Source organism: Pseudomonas sp. BF-B-15, assembly GCF_019946675.1.
GTDB lineage: Bacteria > Pseudomonadota > Gammaproteobacteria > Pseudomonadales > Pseudomonadaceae > Aquipseudomonas > Aquipseudomonas migulae.
This window is the reverse complement of record NZ_JAGYFZ010000001.1, coordinates 62,179-79,587: the sequence shown is the minus strand read 5'-3', so window position 1 is coordinate 79,587 and position 17,409 is coordinate 62,179. Positions and strand designations below refer to the sequence as shown.

15 protein-coding genes and 1 pseudogene are annotated in these 17,409 nt (G+C 58.7%); 8 read left to right on the top strand and 8 right to left on the bottom strand.

The annotated features are described in order from the left end of the window. Positions 1-79 precede the first annotated feature (79 nt). The 3 genes and pseudogenes from KGA97_RS00340 to KGA97_RS29510 all read left to right on the top strand — a co-directional run bounded on the left by KGA97_RS00340 (position 80) and on the right by KGA97_RS29510 (position 3,087). Positions 80-1,333, top strand: a complete 1,254-nt coding sequence (locus tag KGA97_RS00340) for an OprD family porin (protein WP_223480006.1) — start codon at positions 80-82, stop codon at positions 1,331-1,333. Positions 1,334-1,413: 80 nt separating this feature from the next. Next, positions 1,414-2,229: pseudogene (locus tag KGA97_RS29515) on the top strand (cache domain-containing protein); the annotation flags it as partial. Between the two features lie 36 nt (positions 2,230-2,265). After that, positions 2,266-3,087 (top strand): methyl-accepting chemotaxis protein, encoded by an 822-nt coding sequence (locus tag KGA97_RS29510; protein WP_411740668.1) that lies wholly within the window; start codon positions 2,266-2,268, stop codon positions 3,085-3,087. A 49-nt stretch (positions 3,088-3,136) separates the two neighbouring features. On the opposite strand, the gene KGA97_RS00330 is transcribed toward KGA97_RS29510, so the two are convergent. After that, positions 3,137-4,003 (bottom strand): patatin-like phospholipase family protein, encoded by an 867-nt coding sequence (locus KGA97_RS00330; RefSeq protein WP_192416370.1) that lies wholly within the window; start codon positions 4,001-4,003, stop codon positions 3,137-3,139. A 428-nt stretch (positions 4,004-4,431) separates the two neighbouring features. Between KGA97_RS00330 and gabP the strand changes: the two genes are divergently transcribed. The 3 genes from gabP to KGA97_RS00315 all read left to right on the top strand — a co-directional run bounded on the left by gabP (position 4,432) and on the right by KGA97_RS00315 (position 7,415). Then, the gene (gene gabP / locus KGA97_RS00325) at positions 4,432-5,838 is read left to right on the top strand and encodes a GABA permease (protein ID WP_207284318.1); all 1,407 of its coding nucleotides are present in this window, start codon (positions 4,432-4,434) and stop codon (positions 5,836-5,838) included. A gap of 109 nt (positions 5,839-5,947) precedes the next feature. Beyond that, positions 5,948-7,033 (top strand): GlxA family transcriptional regulator, encoded by a 1,086-nt coding sequence (locus KGA97_RS00320; RefSeq protein ID WP_008041524.1) that lies wholly within the window; start codon positions 5,948-5,950, stop codon positions 7,031-7,033. A gap of 151 nt (positions 7,034-7,184) precedes the next feature. Then, a complete protein-coding gene (locus tag KGA97_RS00315; RefSeq protein ID WP_223480004.1) occupies positions 7,185-7,415 on the top strand; it encodes a hypothetical protein in 231 nt (76 codons plus the stop codon). Between the two features lie 72 nt (positions 7,416-7,487). Here KGA97_RS00315 and KGA97_RS00310 read toward each other — a convergent pair whose 3' ends face one another. The 7 genes from KGA97_RS00310 to KGA97_RS00280 all read right to left on the bottom strand — a co-directional run bounded on the left by KGA97_RS00310 (position 7,488) and on the right by KGA97_RS00280 (position 13,890). Next, complete coding sequence (locus KGA97_RS00310) at positions 7,488-8,750, bottom strand: serine hydrolase domain-containing protein (RefSeq protein WP_223480003.1); 1,263 nt, start codon at positions 8,748-8,750, stop codon at positions 7,488-7,490. A 219-nt stretch (positions 8,751-8,969) separates the two neighbouring features. Then, on the bottom strand, positions 8,970-9,425 hold the full coding sequence (locus KGA97_RS00305; protein ID WP_192227189.1) for a RidA family protein: 456 nt from the start codon (positions 9,423-9,425) through the stop codon (positions 8,970-8,972). Then, positions 9,422-10,306, bottom strand: coding sequence for a PhzF family phenazine biosynthesis protein (locus KGA97_RS00300; RefSeq protein ID WP_192227190.1), 885 nt, complete (start codon positions 10,304-10,306; stop codon positions 9,422-9,424). Before KGA97_RS00300 ends, KGA97_RS00305 begins: the two co-directional genes overlap by 4 nt. Further along, complete coding sequence (locus tag KGA97_RS00295) at positions 10,303-11,349, bottom strand: ABC transporter substrate-binding protein (RefSeq protein ID WP_192227191.1); 1,047 nt, start codon at positions 11,347-11,349, stop codon at positions 10,303-10,305. The genes KGA97_RS00300 and KGA97_RS00295 overlap by 4 nt, the downstream gene beginning before the upstream one ends. A gap of 34 nt (positions 11,350-11,383) precedes the next feature. Further along, positions 11,384-12,148 carry an ABC transporter permease gene (locus KGA97_RS00290; protein ID WP_008041534.1) on the bottom strand — a complete coding sequence of 255 codons (765 nt, stop codon included), beginning with the start codon at positions 12,146-12,148 and terminating at the stop codon, positions 11,384-11,386. Then, positions 12,145-12,963: an ABC transporter ATP-binding protein gene (locus KGA97_RS00285; RefSeq protein WP_223480002.1), complete on the bottom strand. Its 819-nt coding sequence runs from the start codon at positions 12,961-12,963 to the stop codon at positions 12,145-12,147. The genes KGA97_RS00290 and KGA97_RS00285 overlap by 4 nt, the downstream gene beginning before the upstream one ends. Before the next feature lie 114 nt (positions 12,964-13,077). Continuing rightward, on the bottom strand, positions 13,078-13,890 hold the full coding sequence (locus tag KGA97_RS00280; RefSeq protein WP_008041536.1) for a helix-turn-helix domain-containing protein: 813 nt from the start codon (positions 13,888-13,890) through the stop codon (positions 13,078-13,080). A 370-nt stretch (positions 13,891-14,260) separates the two neighbouring features. On the opposite strand from KGA97_RS00280, the gene KGA97_RS00275 reads away from it, so the two are divergent. Next, positions 14,261-15,982, top strand: coding sequence for a type I secretion system permease/ATPase (locus tag KGA97_RS00275; RefSeq protein WP_008041537.1), 1,722 nt, complete (start codon positions 14,261-14,263; stop codon positions 15,980-15,982). Further along, positions 15,975-17,345, top strand: a complete 1,371-nt coding sequence (locus tag KGA97_RS00270) for an HlyD family type I secretion periplasmic adaptor subunit (RefSeq protein WP_223451438.1) — start codon at positions 15,975-15,977, stop codon at positions 17,343-17,345. The genes KGA97_RS00275 and KGA97_RS00270 overlap by 8 nt, the downstream gene beginning before the upstream one ends. The last annotated feature ends 64 nt before the right edge of the window (positions 17,346-17,409 follow it).

Below are 17,409 nucleotides of genomic sequence, written 5' to 3'. Positions count from 1 at the left end.
ACCTGTTTTCTCCCAAGGCGCCTCGCCAGCGAGGCGCGCGCTGTTCTGCACCCCAAATAACAACAATGAGTAGTTTTCCATGACCACTTTGCATACCCAACGGGCGCTGTTTTCACTTCTTGGTTTGTTGCCGCTAGCCAGTGCCAGCGCAGAAGGATTTATCGATGACAGCAAGCTCAAGCTGCAATTACGCAACGTCTATTTCAATGAAAACTTCCGCGACGAGCATGGCTTGAGTGCCAAGTCGGCAAGGACGGCGAAGAGCGAACGAACCGAATGGGCCCAGGGATTTCTGTTGGATTACCAGTCGGGATTTACCCCCGGCACCCTCGGGTTTGGTGTTGATGCCCTTGGCCTGGTCGGGGTCAAGCTCGACTCCGGCCGTGGCCGCAGCGGTACGGGTTTGCTGCCCGTCCATGATGACGGTCGCGCGGCTGACGAATTTGCAAGCCTGGGAATGACTGCCAAGGCCCAACTGGCCAAGACCACAGTCAAATACGGCACCTTGTTACCCAAGACTCCGGTGCTGATCTATAACGACGCGCGTCTGTTGCCGCAAACGTACCAAGGCACACAGATCAGTAGCGTCGACATCGAAAACCTCACCCTCACCGGGGGCTACCTGGATCGATTCAAACTGCGCGATTCCACCGACAGCATGCCGATTGTGCCCGACGGTTACGGCGGAGATAAATCAGGGGACTTCAGCTATGCAGGGGCCGAATACAAGCTGGGGAAGAGCGTTCGTTTAAGTTACTTCTATGGCGAGCTGGAAAACTTTTACCGTCAGAATTTTGCAGGTATCCAGCACGATCTACCCTTGGGCGGCGGCGTGCTGACCAGTGACTTGCGCTACTTCAACAGTGTCGATACCGGCTCGGCCTACGGTGGCAAGATCGACAACAACATGCTGAGCGGGCAACTGTCCTACGCCATTTCCGGCCATACAGTCGGCGGCGGCTACCAGACCCTCAGTGGTGATGCCGGACTGCCCTTTATCAGTGGCGCAACGGTGTACTCGTTCAGCAACGCCGGGATAGGCAAGTTCATCGAGGAAGATGAAAAAACCTGGATGCTTAATTACGGCTATAACTTTGCCGCCGTCGGCGTGCCGGGCCTGACGTTCTCTACTCGCTATCTGAGCGGCAACGACGGTAAGTCCAACACCACGGTAAAAGAGTGGGAACGTGACGCCGAACTGGCTTATGTCGTGCAACAAGGCACCTTCAAGGGCTTGGGTGTGCGGTTGCGCAACTATGTTTATCGCTCTGATTATTCCCGTGGCCGAGACAGCAACCGGATCTACTTTACCTACGACATCGCGCTCTGGTGATTCCCTGATCGCGGCCTCGCGATATTCGCAGGCCGCCTTTTCAGCCTCGGCCTCACAGGATTGGGTGAAGGATTTCAACGATGTCGTTTAAAACCAAAATACTGTTGCTGACGTTGTTTCCGGTGATGCTGTTTGCCCTGGTTTCAGGTTTGAGCACCCGCGGCACTTTGCAGTCCCAGGCCGAACAAGAAGTCGCTCAAACCCGCGAGCGACTGCTTGAAGAGAGCCGCACTCGGCTCAAGGATTACGCGAGCATTGCTCGCACTTCCATAGCCGAACTTTATGATCGGGCTGCTGCCGGGGATCCGTCCAGCCGAGCCTTGGCGATCAGCCGCTTGTCGAAAATGAAGTATGGCGATGACGGCTATTTCATCGGTTATGACAGCCAGGTTGTACGCCTGTTTCGCGGTGACAGCAGCGAAGGCGTCGGCACCAACATGAGTGATCGCAAAGACATCAACGGGAAATACCTGAACCGCGAAATGGTCGCTGCGGCAAAAAATGAGACTCACTTCGTCACCTATTCAGGAGGGCTGGTCAACACCGATAAGGTGGTGGCGAAGCTCGCGTACAGTTTTTATTTGCCCAAGTGGGACATGGTCGTGGTCACGGCGATCAATCTGGACAGTATCGACGTTCAGGTCGCCAAGGTGCGGGCTGATGTTGATGCGCGGGTGCACAGCTTGATGTTCAGCATCGCCATCATTGCTTGTGTGCTGGTTGGCATTATCGGTGTGTTGGCTTTACTGCTGGTCAAGCGCAGCTTACGTCCCTTGACCCTGATCCGGGCCCACCTTGATGAAATCGCTGCGGGCGAGGGCGATCTGACGCGGCGTCTGCCGGTGGTCAGTCGAGATGAGCTTGGGCAACTTGCCGGTTCGTTCAATGCGTTTATCGATCAGATTCACAGCCTCGTCAGCCAGATCGTCGCCATGAGCGAGCAGTTGAATGGATCTGTGAGCCATGTGGCCGAGCAGAGCAGGCATATTGACCGTGCCATGGATAAGCAGCGCCAGGAAACCGACCAGGTGGCGGCGGCGATAAATGAGATGTCATCGGCAGCGCAAGAAGTATCGGTCAGCGCACAAAACGCTGCCGACGCAGCCGTCGAAACTGACAGGCAGTCCCGGCACGCGAGGCAAATCGTCAATGGCAGCATGACTCGAATTCAGGCACTCACCGTGGAGCTTGATGAGAGTGGTCTCTCCATGAAGAGCCTTCAAAACGATGTGACTTCTATCGTCACCGTGCTGGATGTGATCCGCTCGATTGCCGAGCAGACCAATCTCCTGGCACTCAATGCGGCTATCGAAGCCGCTCGTGCCGGTGCTGCCGGGCGAGGGTTTGCGGTGGTTGCCGATGAAGTGCGCGCGTTGGCCAGTCGTACTCAGCGCAGCACCCAGGAAATCCAGGCGATGGTTGAGCGTCTCAAGGGCACGACTGATGGCGTGGTCAGTGCGATGCATCAATCCACCAAAGCGGCTCAAGGCGCTAACGCTCAGGCCGATCAGGCGGGCGAGTTCCTGGGCAACACTGTCGAACTGATCGCGACCATCAACGCGATGAACGCACAAATCGCGAGCGCTGCGGAGGAGCAGACCTCAGTGGCTGAAGAAATCAACCGCGGGGTGCATCAGATCGCGCGGGCCATTGATTCCGTTGCCAACCAGACCAAGAGCGGGGTCAAGACCGTCGATGAGCTGTATATGATCGGTAATCGTCTACAAACCTTGCTCGGACAGTTCAAAATTTGATGCCGAGGGAGCAGGGCGGTTAGACAGGGCGACAGGTCATTCACATCACTCAATGCTCATGGGCATGTGAATGGAGGGTCAGGGCGCCCGGTACCTTGGTGCGCTCGAGCCCCCCACGTTCCAGCCACCGAAGGGTCTGCACATAGGCACGCTGCAGCAAAGACTCGGTCTGGTCAAAGTTGAACACCGAGACATCCACAGGACACAACGGCGGGACGATGTGCAAGCTGGTGACAGCGCGGAAGTGTTCGATGTCGCTCACCAGTTGACGCATGCTCATCAGGTTGACGGTGTGCAGGGCCAAGGCGACCAGGCCCCGGGGCGGTTGTGTCAGGGCGCAACTCACGCCGGTGGGGATGACCACGACGTTGGTGGCTCCCAAGGCTACGGCCGTCGAAATAGGTGTATTGCTTGCCACGCCGCCATCAACCAGAAACTGATCGGCGATTTGCACGCAGGGGAACACCAGCGGAATGGCAGCGCTGGCCAGCAACGCCTGCTCGAGGTCGCCACTGGACAGAACCGTCTCGGCACCACTGAGCAGGTCGGTGGTGACAATGTGCAGAGGCAGCGTCGCTTCTTCGATGCGATGGATGGGAAGTGCCTGCCCCAGCAATCGGTGTAACGCCGCCGGCTGCAATAAAAAGCCACGCCGCTTGATCAGTCCTTTGCAGGTGTCGATCCAGGAGAGGGGAAAGATGTCAGTTTTACTCAGCCCACGCCAAAATCCGGCGAGCGCCTCGACGCCCTCGGAATCGGGCCTTGCGGCAAAGTAGGCACCGTTAATAGCGCCTACCGAAGCGCCGACGACCATGTCGAATCGAACATCGGCCTCGACCAGGGCCCGCAACATTCCCACCTGCACCGCACCCAAACTGCCGCCGCCAGCGAATACGATTGCGGTTTTGGTGACCATGGTCGAAGTCTCTGTGCGGAGATGTATCGAATGAGTGTAGCTGACGAGGTGGCGCTGAATTCCGTGAAGGCAGACTACGGAGTCATCCTCTCCAACCGATGCGCCTGCACCGGTTGGATGGAACGTGCCTATAGAAGAGGGATCAGCTGTTGGCTACCTTCGTCGAGGTAGTAAACCGGTAATGGATTGTCACGCTGGCGCATGTCGATATCAGACTCACAGGTGGCGCGCTCGGGCTACTTGCGTTGAAGACTGGACGCGTAAGGTGACGCGTCATTTCATGGCTGTGCAGTCACGATGACTGATGGGAAATGCTCAGAAGCGTTGAGGTTCGCCGCTTTCGATAAGGGGCAACAGGAAGAAATGATGATCGCCTGACCCTCAGTCAGCACGCTCTAACGTCGATCACCAGAGAACAAAAAAAAACAATGAATAGCCTGAACTCTAAAGATTCGAACGGTCAGTTGGCACAGGGTTTCAAGCCGCGCCATGTCACTATGCTTTCCATCGCGGGGATTATCGGAGCAGGTTTGTTTGTCGGGTCGGGACATGCCATCGCTGCCGCCGGTCCGGCGGTATTGCTGGCGTATCTGTTCTCCGGCCTTTTAGTCGTTCTGGTCATGCGCATGCTGGGCGAGATGGCGGTTGCCAACCCGGACACCGGATCCTTTTCCACCTATGCAGACCAGGCCATCGGGCGTTGGGCTGGCTTCACCATCGGCTGGCTGTATTGGTGGTTCTGGGTGCTGGTGATCCCCATCGAGGCGCTCGCGGCCGGGCATGTATTGAACCAATGGTTCCCACAGATCGATACCTGGTTGTTTGCCTTGCTGTCGATCATCCTGCTGGTCGTGACCAATCTCTTCAGCGTGTCCAAATACGGCGAGTTCGAATTCTGGTTTGCGATGGCCAAGGTCGTGGCGATCATCGGGTTTATCGGCCTTGGTTTTGCGGTGCTGATGGGGTGGATTCCCGAGCGGGAAGCCAGCGGGTTGAGTCGACTCATGGACGAATATGGCGGGTTTGCGCCCAACGGTTTGTCAGCGGTCGTCGGCGCATTCATCACCATCATGTTCAGCTTCATCGGTACGGAAGCGGTGACCATTGCGGCCGCCGAATCCAGCAACCCTGCTCAGAACATCGCCAAAGCCACACGCTCGGTGATCTGGCGGATCGGGGTGTTCTACTTGCTGTCCATTTTCGTGGTCATTTCCGTGGTGCCCTGGAATGATCCGTTGCTGGCGTCTGTCGGCTCTTACCAGCGGGCACTGGAGCTGATGAACATTCCCCATGCCAAGTTGCTGGTGGATGTGGTGGTGTTGATTGCCGTGGCCAGCTGCATGAACTCGTCGATCTATATTTCCTCGCGCATGTTGTTTTCGCTGGGTAAGCGCGGTGATGCACCGAAACCATTGAAGGTGACGTCGTCGGCGGGTGTGCCGAGGGCAGCGGTGATCGCCAGCACCGTGCTGGGTGCCGGGGTGACCTTGTTCAGCTACTTCATGCCCGCCGGTTTATTCCAGTTTCTGCTCGCCAGCTCTGGCGCCATTGCGTTGCTGGTGTACCTGGTTATCGCCGTGTCGCAATTGCGCATGCGCAGGATTCTGCGTCGGCAGAACGTCACGCTGACCTTCAAGATGTGGTTGTTTCCCTGGCTGACCTGGTTCGTCATCGCCTTCATCAGCGCAGCGTTGGCGGTGATGATGGTGACGCCCGAGCACCGTATGGAGGTTTCTTCGACCATCGTCCTGGCGCTGGTGATTTCCTTTATCGGCCTTGTGACCACGCGTCACCACGGGCAGCCGCAGAGGGTGGTGGCGGCAGAAAGTGCATAGCCGCTTCAGCGTAAACCTGCTTGCGATCTTATAAGTACGCGAGCAGTGGCGGGGCGGTAAAACCGCCCGTGCCACGGGCCATTACCGCTCACTGGGAGAATAATCTTCGATGGCATATGACACCCCCAGGGCCGTTTCTCCCCAAACCATTGGTTTTTTGCTGCTGGACCAATTCACTTTGATTTCTCTGGCCTCTGCTGTAGAGCCGCTACGAATGGCCAACCAGCTGACCGGTCAAGAGCTGTATCGTTGGCACACTTTCAGTTTGGGAGGCGAGCAGGTGTGGGCAAGCGACGGCATGCCGATCACTCCGGATGCGTCGATCAATAACGCACCGATGCTTGATACCGTGATTGTCTGCGGAGGCATCGGCATTCAAAGCGCCGTGACCCGGGAGCACGTTGCCTGGTTGCGAGCCCAGGCGCGACGCTCGAAGCGGATCGGGGGCGTGTGCACAGGCAGTTGGGCCTTGGCCCAGGCAGGCTTGCTCGACGGGTTCGATTGCAGCGTGCACTGGGAATTTCTGGCCGCCATGCAGGAAGCTTTTCCGCGCGTGAACCTCAGCTCCAGTTTATTCACTCTCGACCGGGACCGCTTCACCAGCTCCGGTGGAACCGCGCCAATGGACATGATGCTGCACCTGATCAGTCGCGATCATGGTCATGAACTGTCAGCGGCCATTTCCGAGATGTTCGTCTACGAGCGAATCCGCACCGAGCAGGATCACCAACGAGTGCCCCTCAAGCACATGCTCGGCACCCATCAACCGAAGTTGCAGGAAATCGTCGCCTTGATGGAGGCCAATCTGGAAGAGCCGATCGAGCTCGACGAACTGGCGAGTTATGTTGGCTTGTCCCGTCGACAGCTCGAGCGGTTGTTTCAGAAATATCTACATTCCTCGCCGTCGCGGTATTACCTCAAATTGCGCCTGATACGCGCACGTCAGTTGCTCAAGCAAACGCCGATCTCCATCGTAGAGTTGTCGGTGGTGTGCGGCTTTGTGTCCACCCCCCATTTCTCAAAGTGCTATCGCGAGTGTTTCGGCATTCCACCCAGCGATGAGCGACTGGTGGCGCAACCGCAAGTGGCAGCAAGTCCGACTCTGCAAGTATTTCCGCCGGCAAGGCCGATGAATTTGCTGGATCAGGCGCGTGATGAGTCAACGTTCGCAAGTATCAAGATTATGAAACCCTGAACAAGCGAGCTGGCGTCATTCCAGACACCCGCAAATTAAATACCTCCCATTTCCTTAAGCACAGTGGGGCGGGCTATGGAGCATCGTACTTTGCATGGTGCTGTACATGGGCGTCACCGGGTTGCTCGGAGCCAATTGCACGGCAAGCCTGATGAGCATGTTTCCGAGGCAGGCGGGGGCGAGTGTCGCCCTCGGTATTTCGGTGCAATTCGCCACCGGGGCGCTGGCCAGTCTGTGGGTCAGTCGCCTGGCCGATGGCACCCCGTGGCCCATGTGCCTGGTGGTGGGAAGCTGCGGGGTTGGCTGCCTGATTGCGTATGGCGTCTCGATCCACGCGCCTGTCAATCAGGACGCCTATGCCGACACGCTAGAACAGCATTAGAGAATAAATTCTGGCTGCCTTCTTCATGTATAGGCGTTTTTCCAACGCCTATACATGAACCCGAGAAACCGATTACTGAAGGGTATTGCTGATGGCGTCAAAGGCGACCATGTCGTCGATAACCTCACCACCGGTGGGTTTGGTCTGTGCTTGCCACACTACAATCACCACATTTTTGGTCGGGTTGATGTAGAGGTACTGACCAAAAGTGCCTGCAGCAGTAAAGGCTTTATCGGCCTTGGAAGCATCGGTCCAGCCTGGCCACCACATGTTGGCAAAGTCACCGTAGGCCGCATCTGTGCCAGTGGTCGCGCTGGCGAAGCTCATCCAGTCTTCAGGCAGCACTTGCTGTGCACCGGCCTTGCCGCCGCTGAGGAAAAACTGGCCAAAACGCCCGTAATCTTCAAGGGTTGCACTGATTCCGCTGCCGCCCACTTCATTGCCATTGGGGCCGTCGAGCCACCATTTGGCATCGGTTTGCATGCCATAGGGAACCCAGATCTTTTCGCTCAGGTATTGCGTCAGTGGCTTGCCCACGGCGGCGCTGACCAGTTGTCCCAAGACTTGCGTTTCACCGGTGCTGTAGTTGGTGCGAGTGCCAGGAGGTGCAGCGGTAGGCAGGCTTGCCATGAACTTGAGGAGCGATCCAGGCACTTGTTCGATTCGCAGCTTGATCAACTGTCGTTCGTCTGATGTTGGATCAGTGTATTTCTCGTTCCATTTGATTCCGGAGCGCATGGACAGAATTTGACGTACGGTGACCTGGTCGTATCCGCTACCGGCCAGCGCGGGTAAATAGTGGGTGACTTTGTCATCAAGGCTTTTGATGGCGCCGTCCTGCAATGCAGCGCCCACGAGGGTAGAGGTGATAGATTTCGCCACCGACATCGACATCCAGCGGGTGTCGGCGGTATTACCTTTTTCGTATCGCTCAGTGACGATTTGACCGTCCTTGAGCACCAACAGGCCTGTTACCCGATTCAGCGCAACGTAGTCATCGAGACTGTAGCGCTTGCCTTTATAGTCAAAGGCAACCGGGCCGAGTGGCGTGCCGCTGCGCGGTAACGGGAAAGGGTGGCTGCCCGCCTTGATGGCCCGCACAGGAAACAAACGATCAGTATTGCGAAAGGTAGTGACGGCCAGGTCCTCGCTGAGATTGCCGTCATAAATGGCCTGCACTTCGCCAATCGGCTCCAGCGCAGGTTGTTGGTAGGACTTCGTGGGACCAGGAGTGGCCGCCCAGGCGGTCAACGATAGCGCGAGTGTCGAAACACACACCACCACTTGGAGATGGCTGCGCTTAACGAGCGATGGATGGCGAGGGAGCATTGGCATAAACACCTTCCTATTGTTTCTTGTTGTTTTGTCAGGGGGGCAGTTTGCAAGGTGGAAATTTTTTGGGCGCGTGGGATCGGGCCTGATCACGCGCGGAATCGGGCCATGGATAAGAGGCAAGCGTCGACATTGGCTCCCAGGCCGCAGTCGCGCTGAGGAATGTGCCACCTCAACGCGAGAGCTTTCATGGTTGATTGATTGGGCTGGTGAGACAGCGTTCTAACGCACTGCCGCCACCAGTTCCAATTCCAGCAATCCGCTGCCTGGAAGCCCGGCGACGCCCAGTGCAGAGCGCGCGTGTTGCCCGCGCTCGCCAAACAACTCGATCAGCAAACGCGAAGCTTCGTCGAGAATTTTTGAGTATTCCTGGTAACCGTCCTCGGCATAGACAAATCCGCGTACGAACAGAATCCGCTCGACGCATTCCAGATCACCGATCGCTTGCTCAAGCGCACTCAAAGCCCGCAACACACAGGTGCGAGCAGCCAGGATCAAGGTTTCTGCAGGCATGTCTGCCCGAGCCGGACCTTTGATTACACTGTCGGCCAGTCGACACACCTGCCCGCTGACATAGGCCACACCACTGTGGATCACCACCGGCACGTAGTCACCTTTGGGGGCAGGGGCATCGGGCAATTGCAGGCCCAACAGCGTCAGTCTCTCTCGAATGCTCATGGGTTCACCTGCGCAAAACTCACCGGCCCGCCGAGCCACAATCCCTGGATCTGCTCCTGAGCATCCCGGCGAAAGCGCAACGATATCTCCGAAGGGCGGCCCATAGCCCGGCCCTGACGAACACGCACCGGGCGCTCATCAGCACTCACCAGGCCGTTTTCCAGCAACCCAAAGGCCAAGGCAGCGGCCGCAATACCGGTGGCCGCATCTTCGGGATAGCCGGAGGATTTTGGAAACTGTCGTGCGTCGAATTGTCGAGTGGCGAGGTCCAGTGCTGCGTAGGGGTACAAACCGGTTGAGCCGATGCGCTCGCACAATTGCTCAACCCGTCGGAAGTCGGGTTTCAGTCCATCCAGCACCGCTACGCTCTTGAGCGGGATCAGGGTTTTCACCCGGCTGGTGGCCGCGTTCTGGATGGGTAGCGGAGCCAACTCATTGGAGCTGATGCCCAGCACCGAGAGGATTTCCGCTTCGATGTCCGGGGACGAGAGCGTTTCGACCTGACCTATGGGCTGGGTGATTTCGATCTGTACGCCACCATCCCCATCGCGCGTGACCCGCGCGTCCACGCGTCCACTCAAGGTCCAGATCGACAGTTGATCCTTAGGCAACATCCCCAGTCGGTCCAGCAGCCAGACGGCGCCGACCGAGGCATGTCCACACATCTCCATTTCGTGGTTCGGCACCCAGAAACGGAAGCTGAAGTCATAGTCGGTTCCGGCCGGTGGCGAACAGACGAAGCCGCATTCGTGACCATAAGCCTGGGCCACTGCCTGCATGTCGGCAGCGCTCATACCGTCGGCGCGAGCAACGGTTGGTGCCGGGTTGCCGCCGTTTTCCGCAGCAGGGAATACATTGACCAGATGAACTTGCGGGGTCATTTCTGCGCTCCTTGAGCGTCCGATAAAACGGGTGCAACTGCATCGACGATGGCATTGGTAAATACTGTGTGCGGATCAAGGCTGACCGGTTCCGCTTCAACAGCGTTCATGAAACTGATGTTCTTCTGGACGCCCGACAACTCGACCCTTGGCGTGGCCGGGTAAGAGGGCAGTGACGCTGCCCATGCCGAATCGAAAATCGGCGCGGCGGTGTGAGCGAAGTACGGCCGCACGGCTTCCCGAGCCTTGTCCGGATCGGTGGCGATCAGTTGCTCGGCGCGCCACAGAGCCTTCACCATTTTTCGTGCGGTGTCGGTGTTACTGGCCAGCCAGTCTTCCCGAGCAATCATCGCTGTAAAGAGGAAACCGTTGAGCGGCGGATATTCACCCTTGGCCAGGTCCATCAGCACAAATCCCCCTTGCTGTTCGGCGGTGGTGATAGTCGGTGGTGACAGCGAAAAACCATTGATGCTGCCCTGGGAAAACGCCGCCAGCATGTTCGGCGCGCCGCCAATCGGCATGATGGTCAGGTCTTTGTCCGGACTCAGGCCTGCGTCCTTGGCCAGATAGCGAACCAGCATATCGGTGGTGCTGCCGGGACCGGTGACACCGATTTTCAATCCTTTCAAGGCTTGTGCCCGGGCAGTCAGCGGTGACGCCGCGGATACGCCCGCATTCTTGGCAGATGCCGCATCGATCACCACCGTGCTGCCGAACTGGGTTTGCACTGAGGCGAATGCCTGGACATTCTGGCCCTTGGTGCGGGCACGAATCGCCACGGCAGGTAGGCCGACATAGGCGTCGGCATCACGTCCGAGCACAGCGGTAAGCGCCGCAGAACCGCCTTTTTGGAAGACGATGACTTCGATGTCGAGCCCTTCTTCGGCGAAATAGCCGAGCTTCTGCGCGACATAGATCGGCACATACAAGAAGCCTTCACTGGGAAACGCCAGTTTGACCTTGGTCAACTCGGCGGCCTGAGTCGCGAACCCACAGAGCAATACGCTGGCGAACGCGGTCGCCGTTACTAGACGTTTGAACATGATGGAACTCCGGATAATCAAATCGTAGGTGTGCTCAAACCGCCACTTCACGTTCGGCGTCGTTGGCTTTCCACGGCATCAAACGGCGTTCGGCCAGCTTGACCGCGGTATTGAGGATCAGCGCCAGGGCAATGATGCCCACCAGCGCGGCGAACACACCGGCGGTGTCAAACTGCGAAGCCGCGTCGGAGAGCAAGTAGCCGAGCCCGCGATTGGCAGCGATGATTTCACCCACCAGTGCGCCGATCAGTGCGTACGGCACCGACAGGCGCAACCCGGTAAACACCCAGGTGAACGCGGAGGGGATGACCACCATGCTCAACAAATCACGTTCGCGGGCGCCCATCAGGCGCAGGATGGTCAACTGCTCGCGGGACACGTTGCGCACACCGCTGTAGGTATTGAGGAACACCAGGAAGAACACCACTGCTGCGGTCAGTATGACTTTCATCGGCAAGCCGATGCCGAACCAGAGGATAAACAATGGCGCGAGAGCGACCTTCGGCAAGCTGTAGAACGCGGTGAGGAAGGGGTCGAGGATGTCGGCCAGGACTTTGGCCCGTCCTAACAGCAGACCAGCAGCGAGACCGGCGACCGAGCCGAAGAAGAATCCGAGTACGGCTTCCAGCGTGGTAATCCCTGCGTGGTAGAAAAACACGCCGTTGAGCAGGATCTTCCACAAACTGGCCGCCACGGCAGAAGGCCGGCTGATGAAAAACTCGACGCCGAACCAACGGGAAATGCCTTCCCACAGCACCAGCAGAAACACCAGGAACAGCAAGCGATAGACCTGAATCATAGGGCCTCCAGAGAGTGAGCCAGCGAGGAAGGATCGGCGGCGCCGGCGATGTCTGGGGCCAGGCGCTGCCAAAGGGCGGCGCAGAGTTCGACGTAGTGCGGATCGGAACGCAGTTGCACCAGATTGCGTGGCTGCGCCAGTGACACCTCAAGGATGTGATCGATGGTGCCGGGACGTCCGGCAAAGACCACGCAGCGATCGGCGAGGGCGATGGCTTCGTCGACATCGTGGGTGACGAACAGCACGGTTTTTTTCAGTTTCTTGCACAGTCGCAACAGTTCGGTTTGCAGCGTGAGGCGCATCTGCGCGTCGAGGGCTCCAAACGGTTCGTCCATCAGCAAGGTCTCAGGATCGCTGGCCAGCAATCGGGCCATCGCAGCACGTTTTCGCATGCCACCGGACAGTTGGTTCGGGTAGCTGGCACCGAAACCGGTCAGCCCGACCAGCGCCAACAGTTCCTCGACTCGCACGTCGATTTCACGCTTGCCCATGCGCCGGATCTGCAACGGTACGGCGATGTTGCCGGCGACTGTGCGCCACGGCAGCAAGTGGTCAGCCTGGGTCATGTAGCCGACGCGGGTGTTGACACCTTTGACTTCGGCGCTGTCGTAATGAACCCGACCTTCGGTAGGACCGAACAGCCCCGCGGTCATGTTCAACAACGTCGATTTGCCACACCCGGACGGGCCGACCAACGTAATGATTTCGCCGCGCTGGATCTCAAGCGATACATTGCGCACGGCCACAAACTGGCGCCCGTCGACCTTAAAACTCTTCTGCACATCAGCGAAACTGATAAAGGGTTCTTGCCTCACGGCCCCATCCTCTTGTTGTTTTATCAGGGCTCAGGATGCAGGGCGGAGGAATTCCGGGCGCACGGGATCGGGCCTCATCATGCGCGAGATCGGGCCATGGATAATCGGGAGGGTTTACCGGTTGGTGTTACGGCGAAACTCGTCAGGCGAGCAGCCCTGCGCGCGTCGGAAAACCTGGGCCAGGTGGGAAGGGGACTCGTAGCCGACACTGTTGGCAATCTCCAGCACCGACATGCGCGTGTGCTGCAGCAGGTTCTTCACTCGCTCCAGGCGCATGCGCTGAACGCAGGCCAACACGGATTCGCCAGTGTGTTGGGCAAACAAGCGGGTGAGGTGGCGTCGTGAAACATGAAAGGCTTCAGCGATCTCGTCCAGTCCCGGAGACTGTTCAAGGTTGCCATCCAGATAGCGCTGAACATCACGCACCAATGCCGCACCATGACGTTCGGTCGAAGAACGTTGCAGGCTTGGCTGGCTCAGGGAAATCGCCAGGCATTCCAGGAGCAGCAAGTGGTCGGTCTGGGTGATTTGCCGACGCCGATCCACGTAGCGATCCGGTTGGCTGAAGGCCTTTTTCGCCAGCAACAGATGATGAAACGGTGCCGAGGCGTGCCAGATACCCAACGTCGGTACTCGCAACAAACGATTGGCATCACCGGACAGATCACGCAGGGCATAGCTCATGTAATCCGGGTCGACATAGAACGCAACGTGCCCCTGGCTCACTGTCATTGACGATGAGGAATGGCTCCACTGGGGTGGGACCAATACGAACTGTCGGTCAACTATCGACGTCGAACGGCCGCTTTGTTCGTCCTTGAATCGCAACAAACCATGTTCCGGCACCATGATCATGAATTCATCATGCTCATGGGCAGCGGTTTCATAGGCTCCATTGGAGTTGAAGACGCTGTAGATTTCACGCATTGGCCGCACCGGATCGCGTCAGTCAGGTGCAAATACTAATACGCTGCGGAGGGAGAAATCTCAAGATTGGATAAAACCAGCAATTACTACCCGCCCGTCTCAGAAGGATTTGCGATCCCCTGCAACGAAGAGGTCGCGGTCTTCCATGCTTTCTCACTCGTGGCGCTGTGCAACATCCCCGCCCGTCACCCCCAACAACCCGGCCCGCACTAACCCGAGGTTGCGTTGTCAGTATTTCACGCCTAGCGACGAGGATCGTCTCTGATTAGCGGCACGTCAGACTACGTCTATTTTTTTCCAATGCCTGAGGGCAAAAAGCTCGCGATGGATTGCGTCTTGGACCGACTATTCCTTTTGCGGGCGACACTCTATGGGTTTGCTTCTCGATCCACGGCATGACATTGATGCCGCGTTATTAAGCTATCGCCGTGTGTTCTGGTCGTTGGCGCTGTTCAGTGGTGTGATCAACCTGCTGGTGCTGGTGCCGTCGCTCTACATGATGCAGGTGTACGACCGGGTCCTGACCAGTCGCAACGAAACCACCTTATTCATGCTCACCTTGATCGCCCTGGGACTGTTCATGTTCAGCGCCCTGATCGAGTGGGCACGCGGCGAGGTGATGATTCGCATGAGCGCCGGGCTGGACGAAGCCCTGGGCGAGCGGATTTTCGATGCCGCCTTCGCCCGCAGCCTGCGTGAGCACAACGCGAACCCGGCGCAGGTGCTCACCGATCTGGCGACGCTACGGCAGTTAATCACCGGCCAGGGCCTGATCGCCTTGCTGGATGCACCGTGGTTGCCCATCTTCGTGCTGGTGGCGTTCATCTTTCATCCTTGGTTCGGCGTGCTGACGCTGGTTCTCGCGCTGGTACTGATCGGCCTGGCGCTGTGGGGCGAGTTAGCGACGCGCACACGCCTGGACGAAGCCAATCGCCTGGGCGTGCAGTCGTCGATCTATGTAAACAGCACGCTACAAAATGCCGAAGTCATCCGGGCTCTGGGCATGCTCGGGCCGTTGCGCCAGCGCTGGAGTCTGCTGCAGCAACGCATCATTGCCGCCCAGTCCCATGCCAGCGACCGCGGCGCGCGTATCACCGCGACGACCCGCTTCGTGCGCATCTCCGGACAGTCGCTGGCCCTGGGCCTGGGGGCGCTGCTGGTACTGGAAGGCCAATTGTCTGCGGGCATGATGATTGCGATGTCGCTGCTGCTGGGGCGTGCCCTGGCTCCCGTGGAAATCGCCATTGGTTCGTGGAAGCAATTCAACTCTGGACGCCAGAGTTACCAGCGCCTGAGCCAACTGCTTGCTCAGCAACCGCGCGAGCGCCTGCGCATGCCGTTGCCACCGCCCACCGGCGCGCTGCGCCTGGATCAGGTGTATGTCGGCCCGCCCGGCGCCTCGCAACCGATCCTGAGGGGCATCAATTTCAGCCTGACCAAAGGTGATGTGCTCGCCGTCGTTGGCCCCAGCGCCAGTGGTAAATCAACGCTGGCCAAAGCGCTGGTCGGGGTATGGCCGGCCATGGGCGGGTCGGTGCGCCTGGACGACGCCGAGATCAGTCAATGGTCCCACGACGCCCTGGGCCCGCACCTTGGATACCTGCCGCAGGACATCGAGCTGTTCGACGGCAGTGTGGCCGACAACATTGCCCGCTTCGGCGAGCAGGACGCCGACAAGATCATCGCCGCAGGGTGTCACGCCGGCATTCACGAGATGATCCTCAAATTCCCCAAGGGTTACGATACGCCGCTGGGCCCCGGAGGGCTTGGCTTGTCCGGTGGACAAAAGCAACGCCTCGGCCTGGCTCGCGCGCTCTATGGGCACCCTTCGCTGATCGTGCTCGATGAACCCAACTCCAATCTCGATGAAGCCGGAGAGGTGGCGCTGGTGCAGGCCATCAATGCGCTCAAGGCTACTGGCAGCACCGTGGTGCTGATTACCCACCGGCCGAATGTGCTGGCAGTGGTTGATCACATCCTGGTGCTCAAGGACGGTACTCAACATGCATTCGGTCCAAGGGATCGGTTGCTCAAGGCATTGAGACCGGGGCCAAGACCGGCCGCGGTCAGGGAGGCTGGCGGAGATGCGTGATCTGACCCCTGAGGCACAAACGTACAGCGAGCATGGGCTGAGTGCGCGCGGCACCACAGTGCAGCCACGCGCCAGCACCGACGCCGGGGGCGCGGCACGCTATGGTGTGGGTTTCCTGGTCCTGACACTGGGCGGTTTCCTGCTCTGGGCCTGTCTGGCGCCACTCGACCAGGGTGTCGTGGGCAGCGGCACCGTGGTGGTGGCGGGCGAACGCAAGGCTGTGCAGTCGTTGGTCGGTGGGGTGGTAGAAAAGCTGCTGGTCAGCGATGGCGAGCGCGTCACCCAGGGACAGTTGCTGGTCCAGCTCAATACGGTGCAGGCGCAGGCGCAACGGGACGTGACTTTGGGCAAGTTGCTCAATGATCGTAGCGTCGAGGCGCGGTTGATCGCCGAGCGCCTGGGTTCAGCCGAGATCCAATGGCCCGTTGAACTGCTGGAGCGTGCCGACGAGCCGCGGGTCAAGGCCGCCATGGCCTTACAGAGCCAGCTGTTTCTGACCCGCCGTGCAGAACTGGGCAGCCGTTTGCAGATCATCGAACACGAAGCCGCGGCCTTGCAGCAGCAATTGCTCGGCTACGAGGGCGTCAAGCGCAACTACGACGCGCAGATGCACTTCCAGCAACAGGAGCTGGAAGGCCTGCGCAATCTTGCCCGTGAAGGTTACATTCCGCGTAACAAACTGCTCGAGGCCGAGCGCAATGCAGCCCAATTGGCTGGACAGATTTCCTCCGGAGTGGGCGATGTTGGCAGGACCCGCCAGGCGATCAGCGAAAGCCGGCTCAAGGCCTTGCAGGTGCAGCAGGAATTTCGCCGCGATGCCGAAACGCAGCTCAGCGAAGTCTCTGCCGAGGCGGCCGGTTATGCCGATCAGATTCATGCCTTGCAGTTTGAAGTCGACAACGGCGCGATCCGTGCGCCGGTATCCGGACAGGTCATGGACGTGAGCATTCACACGGTCGGGGGCGTTGCGCAGGCTGGCCAAACCCTGATGCAGGTGGTACCGCTGGATGCGCCGATGGCGATCACCGCGCGTTTCGAGCCGCTGATGGCCAATAAGCTACGCCCGGGTTTGCCGGTGCATGTGCATTTCACTGCCCTGCAACGGGTGGATACGCCGACGGTCACCGGCACTGTGACTACGGTGTCGGCGGACCAGTTGATCAATGAACAGACCCACCAGCCGTACTTTTCCGCCAAGGTTGAAATTCCCGCCGACACCGTCGCCTCGCTGCAGGCCGCTGGTCTGCTGGTGCGCCCCGGCATGCTCGCCGATGTCACGGTGGTGACGGGGGAACGCACCTTGATGAATTACCTGATGAAACCTTTGCGTGAGCGCTTGCTTGCGGCCTTCAAAGAGGAATGAGCGTGAAGCCAGTCCTGCACTGGCAGCGCGACTGGCCGTGGTGAATTGTGGCGAGGGGATAAAT